The sequence below is a fragment of the Phormidium sp. CCY1219 genome, from assembly GCF_055795085.1.
On the sequence record NZ_JAYFEQ010000246.1, the window covers coordinates 1 to 10,077 of the forward strand.

The following is a 10,077-nucleotide window of genomic DNA, read 5'->3' on the forward strand; positions in this document are numbered from 1 at the left end:
GCCACGGTAAACCGCCTGCAAGCCCAGGTGCGCGGAGATGTAGAGGCTCAGCAAGCCACGGTAAACCGCCTGCAAGCGGAATTACAGCGGAAAGTAGAGGCTCAGCAAGCCACCCTGACTCGCCTCCGGGCGGAATTGGCAAATGCCGGGGTTGAATATCGGCGTCACGAGCAGTTATTTGCAGCCGGGGCAATTAGCGAGTCGTTATTTGACAGCAAACGACTGGCGGTAGAGACGGTATTTCAACAGATGAAAGAGGCGGAGGCGGTGTTGGCAGAAATCCAACAAACCGGTCGTCAGGAGATTGAAGCCGCACGGACCACCCTCACCAAGCTACAGCGCGCCGGTAGCAAGGAGATTGAAGAAGCGCAAGTCCGGTTGCGGAAACTGCAGGAGACGGGGGAGGAGCAACTGAAAGAAGCGATCGCCAATCTCAGGGAGATTGAAACCACCAAGCAAGAGCAAATCACAGAAGCGCGAGCCAATCTGACCCGCATCCAGCGCACCGGGCGATCGCAACTCAGCGAAGAGCAAGTCACCCTGACAAAACTGCAAGATACCGGTGCCGAACAACTGCGCGAAGCGCGCGTCAAGCGCGAACAACTGGAAAAAACCGGCTTAGAGGAGCTTAATGAGGCCAGAGTAGCGCGCGTACGGATTCAAGCCACGGGAGAACAGCAGATTAAGGAGGCAGAATCCACATTACAGAGTCTTGCAGAGGTGAGAACCGTGGACGTGCAAGCCGCCAAAGCAGAGGTAGACCGGGCGTTAGCGCAGGTGGAAGAAGCTCAGGCGAGGCTAGAAGAGGCTTACGTGCGATCGCCGGTGGCCGGTCGGGTGATGGAGGTTCACACCCGTCCCGGGGAAACCATCGGCGACAACGGGATTGTGGAAATCGGCCAAACCGAGCAAATGTATGCGATCGCCGAAGTCTATGAAACCGACATCCAGCGCGTGCGTCTCGGTCAGCGCGCTACCATTACCAGCGATGCCTTTGAGGGAGAATTGCAAGGTCGCGTCGAACGCATCGGCGTGCAAATCGGCAAAAAAGACGTCCTCGACACCGACCCCACCGCCGATGTGGATGTGCGCGTGGTGGAAGTCCACATCCGCCTCCACCCAGAAGACTCCCAGCGCGTCGCCAATTTAACCAACTTACAAGTCCAAGTCACCATTGCCACCGGGAAGGCAAATAATTAATCCCAAATCCCCTCCATCTGTGTCGGAAAACCCTATCCCTAGCTCATCATGTTCCGCAAAATTCCCTTAGCTTGGTTGCAACTGTCCCGAGAAAAAAGCCGCTTATTCGTCGCCTTGGCCGGCATTGGCTTCGCCGATATTTTAATGTTTATGCAGCTCGGATTTCAAGCCGCCCTGCTCAACAGTTCTACCCGAATGCACCAAAATCTGAAAGCGGATTTAGTATTAATCAATCCTCAGTCCAAAGCGTTGATTTCCATGCAGCCCTTTTCTTGGCGTCGCTTGTACCAAACCCTTGCCCTCGAACAGGTAGAATCCATCGCTCCGTTATATTTGGGATTGATTAATTGGAAAAATCCCGTGGAAAAAAATGACCGTTCGATTTTAGTTTTGGGCTTCGACCCGGCAAAATCTGCCTTTAATTTATCCGAAGTCAATGACGCGCGAGTTGTACTCAAACTGCCCGATGTGGTGTTATTCGACCGACTCTCGCGGGATGAATTTGGGCCGATTCCCCAGCTTTATCGCGAAGAAAACACCGTAGAGACCGAAATTGCCGGACGTCGCGTGGAAGTGCGCGGCTTATTTAGTCTCGGCGCATCGTTTGGCGCGGATGGTAATCTCATTACCAGCGAGTTAAATTTTTTGCGGATATTTCCCGATCGCAATTTAGGGGAAATCGATGTGGGATTAATTCAGTTAAAATCTGGAGCCAATAAGGGGGCGGTAAAAGCCAGGTTACAAAGTTATTTGCCCCAAGATGTGATAGTTTTAACCCATCAGGAATTTATCGCCCGGGAAAGGAATTATTGGGCGAATAGTACGGCGATTGGGTTTGTGTTTAGTTTGGGCACCGCAATGGGATTTATTGTCGGGATTGTGATTGTCTATCAGATTTTGTACACGGATGTAGCGGATCATTTGCCGGAATATGCCACCTTGAAGGCGATGGGATATCGGGAAATGTATTTCGTGGCGTTGGTGGGGCAAGAGGCTTTAATTTTAGCGTTATTAGGGTACGTGCCAGGGTTTTGTTTGGCGACATTTGTGTTATATAATTTAACCCGAACTGCAACCAGTTTGCCAATGGGGATGACCTTGTTTCGGGCAGTAATGGTATTGATTTTAACCATTTTGATGTGCGCGATATCCGGAGCGATCGCCCTGCGGAAGTTGCAAGCGGCTGACCCTGCCGATATCTTTTAAAATCGAGGCGTGATGACTGTTCAACCCATAATAGATATTAAAAATCTCAACTATTATTTTGGCAAAGGTGCGTTGCAAAAACAGGTTTTGTTTCAGGTAGATTTGCAAATCTATCCGGGAGAAATCGTCTTGATGACCGGGCCATCCGGGTCGGGAAAAACCACCTTGCTCACCCTTCTCGGGGGTTTGCGGTCCGCCCAAGCGGGCAGTTTAAAAGTATTTGGGCAGCAATTGTGTGGGGCAACGAAAGCGCAGTTAGTGCAAGTGCGGCGCGACATTGGCTATATTTTCCAAGCGCACAATCTCCTGAAATGCTTAACGGCGCGGCAAAATGTGCAGATGTCCCTGGATTTGCATGAAGAATTCGCCGGGGAGAATTTAGGGGAAAAAGCGGCGGCGATGTTAGCAGCGGTGGGGTTAAGAGAGTGGGTGGATTATTATCCAGAAAACCTGTCTGGGGGGCAAAAACAACGGGTGGCGATCGCCCGCGCCTTAGTCAGTCATCCAAAACTCGTTTTAGCCGACGAACCCACTGCAGCACTCGATAGCAAATCCGGTCGAGAAGTGGTGGAATTGATGCAGCGTCTGGCGAAAGAACAAGGTTGTACCATTTTGCTCGTCACCCACGACAACCGCATCCTCGATATCGCCGATCGCATCATTCACATGGAAGATGGACAACTGGCTCCCCATTCAAGCATTGCCCCAAATTTCCCTAACATTGCAGATGCCCACCCCTATAACTCCTAACCAAAACAACAGCTTGCCTCTCATAAAACCAATCCTCCAATCGGCTGAAATCTTCTACCCACGCCGAAGCACTCGCGCCTCGGGATTTTCGCACTCCTTCACTTAACGACTCCGCCGACTTTTCGACCCGCCAGAAGTTCTCGATCCGCGCGAGGTTCTTGTCTTGCCGGTGGTTTTGGTCCGCCTGGTGGTCATATTGGTCATCGAGGTCATTTGACCGGCAGTAGCTTTCTGGCTTTGGTTCGCCGTAGACGCGCGACGAGTGGTGGTGGTGCGGAAGGTAACGTTAACCCCTTCATTCGATTGTTCCAGAACCAACAACGGCGTCGGTTTGGCTTTTTGATCCCAGTGGATATAAGCCACCCGCCCTTGAATGGTGGGTTGCCAGGTATCGTGATCGTCTCTGGCACTCAAATAGGTTTCCAAACAGTCAATAATTTGGCTAATGGTTTTCGAGGTAGCTTGGGTCGGTAGCTTCGTCAGCTTAATTTGAATCCGGAAAAGCACCCTTCTCCCGGACTTGGCAATTTCTCCAATTTGATAGTCCACATCGAAAATTTCATCCACTTGCCGTCCCGTCCCTCGGTTTTCCGCATTCGGACGCAGGGCCACCGAAATTTTCTCCTTGACTTTCACTTTGATTTGATTGACGATCGCAAAGTGGAAGTTCTCCTCTTCCATCCTCATTCGCAGATAGTCCAGATTAAACTCCCGCGAGTGAAGCAAGTCGGGATTTTTTTCCATTTTGGTAATCGTCTCGAGCGCCATTTTTAGCTTCTTTTGCAGCTCTCGATTTTTAAATTCATCAAACTTTATCTTTTTGTTGAGCTTGTCCAATTGCACTTTAGAAAATACAAGCGACCCAATCAGCAAGAGTAACAGTGCCCCGGACGCACCCATCCACAGTTTATCTGCCGCAATATCGGGCAAAGGCGACTCGTTTGCTCCCTGGGCTTGCGCTAACGTGGGTTGAACCAGAATAATCGGTTTTGACATAGACTTTCCCTGGTACGACTGCATTTTATTTTTATAATTCCCCTCAAACTGCGGGTGGTGTAAGTCCGTTAGAGCGCTGGATTTTTCTTCCCTGGGAGGAGACCCCCGGGGGTCGCTAATCAATTGGAGCTCGGGGCAGCATTTGGCCTCGCTTTGGCGAAAACCCTCTGTCACTAGCGTTTTTGCCGCTAAGGGTCATCCACTCAGCAATATTCGCCCCTATTTACACCCCTACTCTATCCTAGCTAAGCTTGCAGCTTGACGGCGAACCGGCGTGGGTGCTTCACCGAACATCAATTGAGTTTTCCTGGTGGGGTATGGCACTGATGGGAGGCAGAGTTTCGCATCTGTTCTACACTCCGGACGATTACAGAACATACCGCTTCGGGGACGATGGGTCTCTTCTCTTAGAGTGCCCCAGCTCAACGGTTAACTTCTCTCCCCTTACCTTAACGGTGCCCTAACAAAAGGGCAACCACCACTTGCCTTGGATGCAAATTCCTTGAATTTCCCCCTGGGATCCGTCGGGGACAGCCCCGGGGAAACTCCCGGTTTTCATTCCCGGATGCATCAATCGAGGACTGGGGTGGGTTCATGTCAGGTTAAGTCTATAGTAAGGGGTAGCGTGCTGAGAATCGATTCGAGGAGAATTTATGAAGTCTTTACCGTTATCTAAAGTTTTGGCAAACTCGGCGTTTAAAACGGTGGGTCTGGTGGCGGCGGATATGGATGGCACCCTGACTCTGGAGGGTAAATTTACCGCCAGTTTGCTCAAAGCTTTAGAAGATTTAGCCGCCGCAGGTGTGGCGGTGGCGATCGTCACCGGGCGATCGGCAGGTTGGGTGAATGGGTTGGTGAGTTATTTGCCGGTGGTGGGGGCGATCGCGGAAAATGGCGGTTTGTTCTATCCCGGGACTGGGGATCCGGTGTTGCTCGCCACCGTGGCGGATGTGGAGACTCACCGCCAGCATCTCGCTTCTACCTTCAAGCGCCTCCAGTCTCATTTTCCCCAATTGCGCGAAACCTCGGACAATCGCTTTAGAATTACGGATTGGACTTTTGATATAGAAGGTTTAACCCCAGAGGACTTGCAACAGTTAAATCGCCTCTGCGAGGAAATGGGGTGGGGATTCACCTACAGTTCCGTGCAATGTCACATCAAACCCCAGTCTCAGGGAAAGGCGATCGCCTTGCTACAGTTATTGCGCGGCTATTTCCCCCAGTATTCGGCGGCGCAGGTGCTGACGGTGGGGGATAGTCCCAATGACGAAACCCTCTTCGACCCCGACTTGTTTCCCCTGTCGGTGGGCGTTGCTAATATTGCCGAATACGGCGATCGGCTCACCCATCACCCCGCCTACATCACCGCCAAACCCGAAGCGGAAGGATTTTGCGAATTAGCCAGTTTGATTCTTCAGCAACAGCGTCAATAACTCCCCCTCCGCCCTGACTGCATCACCTTGGGTGGGCATTGCCCACCCCACTCCCTTCATCGCCTTGTCAGAGGCAATCCCCTCTTCCCTAAATCTCTATTCCATCGTGCAGGTTGCCCCACGCAATCAATGCATTGCTTAACAGTCCTGCCTGCACCTATGGCTTCATTCTACCCTCTGCCCATCGTTTTGTCAAGGGGTTCGGGCAACAATTTCCCGGCTAAAAATTGCAAATAAAAAGCAAAAATATTATTCAATCTGTAGGTTGCGTTCCCCCTGTCACCCAGGGAAAACGCACTGAATCCAAAGGCAACTTTGACGCGGGGAATTGATTAATTTTCCACCGTCACATTTCCCGACACAAACTTCCATTGTTTGTTTTCTTTATGCAGTTCAACTTCCATGCGGTATTGGTTGTCAATTGTTCCGGTAACGATTAAATTGTCTTTCCCGATAAATTCCCACTGATAAAAGTTAATTTCTCCCGGCTTTTCCAAAGCTAAAGGTAAAATGGGATTGCTTGCCAACCGTTGCTGATATTGTTCCAACGTCACTTCTTCGCGCAACTGACTCGATGCAGTTTCGTAAGCTGCCCGGAAATTTCTGTTTAATTCATAGCCTTTTTCGACTCGCATAAAATAAGTAGCAATGGCTTGGTTTGCGGCGGTTATTTCGGGGAGATAGTTATTTAGAAAATAAAAAGAAACGGCTAAAAAAGCTCCACTGAGGATTAATAAAAAGACGGCGACAATCTTTTTAAAAGTCCTCAGGTACCTATCTTCAGCAACGATGCCCGGAACTGGGAAGTTTTTTTTCACCACCAGGGTTTTGGCATAGCGATCGCCCAAGGTTTGGTGTTTTGCAGATAGCAACAAAGGGGCGAGTAACAGGAGCAAATCCAGGGGCTTAAAAATATTTCTAATCAACCCCTGAGCGAACGTAGGTTTGCGACCCCGCATGCTGACCACTTCTAGGCCAAAAATAAACTTACCCAAAGTCGTAGCGAGGATGCCTTCCCCGAGGGTGAAATAAGCCAAAAAAAATATATAGAGCAAGAACAGGTTAGAGAGATTGCGGACGACAATCGTAACCGTTTCGCCCTCAAAGGTGGGCAAGAATCGAAAGCTCAATCCCAAGGGAAACCAAATGATTCCAATCAGTAAAAAGTCTACTATGGCAGAAATTATCCTTCGCAATAAACTGGGAAATGCACTTTGGCGAGAGGAATTTGTCATAAGTTCGAGGGATAGATTGAGAGACATTTTTAACATCATGCCATAGATAGACCAGAATCCAAAGAAAGGCGCGATCGCCACAAGAGATGTTGTGCATGGAGAGGGCGTGCAGTTTGGGCAATGTCAGAGTCATTGCGCCGTGCGGTGAAGAAGCGATCGCATCTTACCACTGAATTTGCATTGAATGGGTGATTAGGGCAGGGGCGATCGCGCCCTCGGAGGCGACACAGCAAAGAAATTCCCCCACTCAGGGTGCGAAGCGAGGGAATTTTGGCCAGAAAACTGGCAGGTTTTGCCATATGATAATGATGGGATAAGCGAAGACGACCCCGAGGGCAGGGAAGAGTGGGCATTGGGCAAGCGCCGTGGGCGATCGCTAGACCGGCGTTTGTACGGTTGCCGGAACGGTAGGGTGGCATACATCCACTTCCAGACCCTCGCGGGCGAGAATCGAATTGGGAAACGCTTGTTTTACCTGTTGCTCAATGCCATCGAGGAAGTCATCATTGTGGATCGGATCGTGATGGAAAATCACCAACTTTTTCACACCGGCTTCTTTGGCCACTTTCACTGCTTCTTGCCAAGTGGAATGACCCCAGCCGACCTTCGGAGATTTGGGGTTATGATATTCCTCATCGGTGTACATGGCATCGTAGATGAACAGGTCTGCATCCCGGGCGAGGTGCAGCACGGTTTCGTCAAAGCGATCGGGTAAATGTTCGGTATCGGTACAGTAAAACACCGAATGACCCTGGCAAGTGACGCGATATCCCATTGCGCTATTGGGATGATTCAGTCGCCCGGTTTCGATGCTAATCCCATCGAGAGTAAAAGGTTCGCCGCAGATAATTTCGGAAAACTTGAGATTCGCCTGCATTCCGGCAAGAGGAACCGGAGAATTAGGATGCAGAACTCGTTCTAAGAAATGTTGCTGCATCGATTCCGAATCGGGGGGGACTGCCCCATGAATGTAAAGGTTATTGCCGCGAATAAACGCCGGGGTAAAGAAAGGAAATCCTTGGATGTGGTCCCAGTGGTAGTGGGTAAAAAACATGTATGCTGTGATTGGCATTTGTGGTTGCAGGGTGCGACCGAGGACCTGCAATCCCGTACCACCGTCAAAAATTAGGCGTTTGCCATCCACGCGCATTTCCACACAGGAGGTATTGCCGCCGTAGCGAATGGTGTCCATTCCGGGGGCGGGAACACTGCCGCGCACACCCCAGAAGCGGACCACAAAATCAGAGGAAGGGTTGGTCTCCATACTGGCTTTTAGGTTGCTTAGATTGGCTCAGGTTGACTACTATGGTATCGGGGAATTGAGTAGGCGATCGCGCTGTAGTGGTAACGCCCTCAATTGCCGATTTGGAGGCATGAGCTGCGATCGCCGATGTGCTACTTTAGCGTGCCCAGTTGACCCTGATGGCGCAACAGATGATCGCACAGCACCAGGGCGACCATTGCTTCGACCATTGGCACCGCTCGGGGTAAAACGCAGGGGTCGTGCCGTCCTTTAGCGGATAAAGTGGTCGGTTCCCCAGAGCGAGTTACCGTGCGCTGCTCTTTGCGAATTGTAGCAGTTGGCTTAAAGGCAACGCGCAGGATGATATTTTCCCCATTAGAAATGCCCCCTTGAATGCCCCCGGATCGGTTCGTCACCGTGCGGATTTCGCCGCTTTCGTCCCGATAGAATTCGTCATTGTGTTCGCTACCGGTGAGGGTGGTGCCCGCAAAACCGGATCCAATTTCAAATCCTTTGCTAGCGGGAAGAGACATGACAGCTTTTGCCAGATCCGCTTCTAGCTTGTCAAATACCGGGGACCCCAACCCTTTGGGAACCTGGCGCGCCACGCATTCCACCACCCCGCCAATGGAATCTCCTTCCCGGCGCAGGCGATCGATGAGTTCGACCATGCGATCGGCACATTCCGCATCGGGACAGCGAACCATATTGCTTTCCACTGCTTCGAGGGTGATGGTGTTGGGGTCGATGTCTGCTTCTAGATGCTGGATTCTTCTAACATAGCCAATGATTTCCACATTGGCGACTTGCTTCAGGATTTTTTTGGCGATCGCCCCTGCAGCGACTCTACCAATCGTCTCCCGCGCCGAGGATCTGCCCCCTCCTTGCCAGTTGCGAATCCCATATTTGGCATCGTAAGTGGCATCTGCATGAGAGGGACGATATTTTTCCGCCATTTCGCTATAATCCTGCGGGCGGGCATCCTTGTTGCGGACCGCAATCGAAATCGGAGTGCCCAGGGTTTTGCCTTCAAACACCCCGGACAGGATTTCGCAAGTGTCCGTTTCCCGGCGCGGCGTGGTAATTTTACTTTGCCCGGGACGTCGCCTGTCGAGTTCTACTTGAATCTCGGCGGCGGAAATCTCTAGCTGCGGTGGGCATCCATCCACAATAACGCCAACCCCGCCACCGTGGGATTCGCCAAAGGTGGTGATTCGAAACAAATGACCGAACGTGTTCCCCATGATTTATGCCTAACAGGTCTGAGAACTTCTATTTTATTTCATCGGTTGCACCGGATTCGCGATCGCTTCAATTCCCCCACCTCTGATATCATACCCCACTGTTATAGCCCGACCCTTCCCCAGTGGCAAAATGTCAGCCACGCCCAAGGTAAAGTCCCCCGATGCCGACTATTTTATCGCCCCAGTGCAGTGGGAGTCATCTCTAGGTCTTTTTCCAGGCGATCGCCCTGGTTAAGATCCATCAAACCCGGCGAAATTAAGAATGCGATCGCTCGCTTTACTTCGCCGCCAATTTAGCAAAATTCCCCACAATATCACCCATCAATTCTCAACAATTACCCATCAACTCTTGTATATAAATAATTTAAAATGCTGCTTGGGGTGCGATCGAGACCCTCCCACCCCGATGATTTTATCGCACCCCCATTTTCTCCCTGATGCTCCCTAGTTCCTTTTTCCCTCTCATCTATTACACTATCGAGAAAACCTGATGCTCACGGACCCATAACCCTACCGCGTGGCGCAAACTAACCCTTAGCAGCACTTTGCTATTATGCGGATTATACCCGTTCGGAAATCCAATGCCTGATTACAACTAAATGTGCCGCTGCAAATTGAGAAGACTTTGACGGGGCGATTTGTGCGATCGGCAATGGCGATCGGATGAATGGTTTGCAGTAGTGGCTCAAAGCAGATTGGGTGCGGTGCGTGACCCCCGGATTTGATTGTGGGGTGTGACTAAAGATTGGGTAACGGGGGTCACGCACCCT

Annotated in this window: 9 protein-coding genes; 5 read left to right on the plus strand and 4 right to left on the minus strand. The window is 50.9% G+C overall.

Annotated elements, in window-relative coordinates:
• The 3 genes from AC0QH1_RS02665 to AC0QH1_RS02675 all read left to right on the plus strand — a co-directional run.
• Positions 1–1,200, plus strand: a 1,200-nt coding sequence (locus AC0QH1_RS02665) for an HlyD family efflux transporter periplasmic adaptor subunit (protein ID WP_324629251.1), incomplete at its 5' end; no start/stop codon positions are given.
• 48 nt (positions 1,201–1,248) lie between these two features.
• Positions 1,249–2,406 carry an ABC transporter permease DevC gene (gene devC / locus AC0QH1_RS02670; RefSeq protein ID WP_324629253.1) on the plus strand — a complete coding sequence of 386 codons (1,158 nt, stop codon included), beginning with the start codon at positions 1,249–1,251 and terminating at the stop codon, positions 2,404–2,406.
• A 12-nt stretch (positions 2,407–2,418) separates the two neighbouring features.
• Positions 2,419–3,156, plus strand: a complete 738-nt coding sequence (locus AC0QH1_RS02675) for a DevA family ABC transporter ATP-binding protein (protein ID WP_324629256.1) — start codon at positions 2,419–2,421, stop codon at positions 3,154–3,156.
• 102 nt (positions 3,157–3,258) lie between these two features.
• Here the strand turns inward: AC0QH1_RS02675 and AC0QH1_RS02680 are convergent, their stop codons facing one another.
• Positions 3,259–4,152: a hypothetical protein gene (locus AC0QH1_RS02680; protein WP_324629257.1), complete on the minus strand. Its 894-nt coding sequence runs from the start codon at positions 4,150–4,152 to the stop codon at positions 3,259–3,261.
• 653 nt (positions 4,153–4,805) lie between these two features.
• Between AC0QH1_RS02680 and AC0QH1_RS02685 the strand changes: the two genes are divergently transcribed.
• Positions 4,806–5,585, plus strand: coding sequence for an HAD-IIB family hydrolase (locus AC0QH1_RS02685; RefSeq protein ID WP_324629258.1), 780 nt, complete (start codon positions 4,806–4,808; stop codon positions 5,583–5,585).
• 332 nt (positions 5,586–5,917) lie between these two features.
• Here the strand turns inward: AC0QH1_RS02685 and AC0QH1_RS02690 are convergent, their stop codons facing one another.
• From AC0QH1_RS02690 to aroC, 3 genes are all read right to left on the minus strand, one after another.
• On the minus strand, positions 5,918–6,820 hold the full coding sequence (locus tag AC0QH1_RS02690) for an RDD family protein (RefSeq protein WP_324629259.1): 903 nt from the start codon (positions 6,818–6,820) through the stop codon (positions 5,918–5,920).
• A gap of 376 nt (positions 6,821–7,196) precedes the next feature.
• The gene (locus AC0QH1_RS02695; RefSeq protein ID WP_324629261.1) at positions 7,197–8,084 is read right to left on the minus strand and encodes an MBL fold metallo-hydrolase; all 888 of its coding nucleotides are present in this window, start codon (positions 8,082–8,084) and stop codon (positions 7,197–7,199) included.
• A gap of 131 nt (positions 8,085–8,215) precedes the next feature.
• Entirely contained in the window at positions 8,216–9,307 is a 1,092-nt protein-coding gene (gene aroC / locus AC0QH1_RS02700) for a chorismate synthase (RefSeq protein WP_324629263.1), read from the minus strand.
• On the opposite strand from aroC, the gene AC0QH1_RS02705 reads away from it, so the two are divergent.
• On the plus strand, positions 9,287–9,604 hold the full coding sequence (locus AC0QH1_RS02705) for a hypothetical protein (RefSeq protein ID WP_324629265.1): 318 nt from the start codon (positions 9,287–9,289) through the stop codon (positions 9,602–9,604). The genes aroC and AC0QH1_RS02705 overlap by 21 nt on opposite strands.
• Positions 9,605–10,077: the final 473 nt, after the last annotated feature.

Bases quoted from the DNA above. Each gene is read 5' to 3' on its own strand.
- AC0QH1_RS02685 (WP_324629258.1), top strand. From the start codon at position 4,806: ATGAAGTCTTTACCGTTATCTAAAGTTTTGGCAAACTCGGCGTTTAAA.
- devC (WP_324629253.1), top strand. From the start codon at position 1,249: ATGTTCCGCAAAATTCCCTTAGCTTGGTTGCAACTGTCCCGAGAAAAA.
- AC0QH1_RS02680 (WP_324629257.1), bottom strand. From the start codon at position 4,152: ATGTCAAAACCGATTATTCTGGTTCAACCCACGTTAGCGCAAGCCCAG.
- AC0QH1_RS02675 (WP_324629256.1), top strand. From the start codon at position 2,419: ATGACTGTTCAACCCATAATAGATATTAAAAATCTCAACTATTATTTT.
- AC0QH1_RS02695 (WP_324629261.1), bottom strand. From the start codon at position 8,084: ATGGAGACCAACCCTTCCTCTGATTTTGTGGTCCGCTTCTGGGGTGTG.
- AC0QH1_RS02690 (WP_324629259.1), bottom strand. From the start codon at position 6,820: ATGACAAATTCCTCTCGCCAAAGTGCATTTCCCAGTTTATTGCGAAGG.
- AC0QH1_RS02705 (WP_324629265.1), top strand. From the start codon at position 9,287: ATGACCGAACGTGTTCCCCATGATTTATGCCTAACAGGTCTGAGAACT.
- aroC (WP_324629263.1), bottom strand. From the start codon at position 9,307: ATGGGGAACACGTTCGGTCATTTGTTTCGAATCACCACCTTTGGCGAA.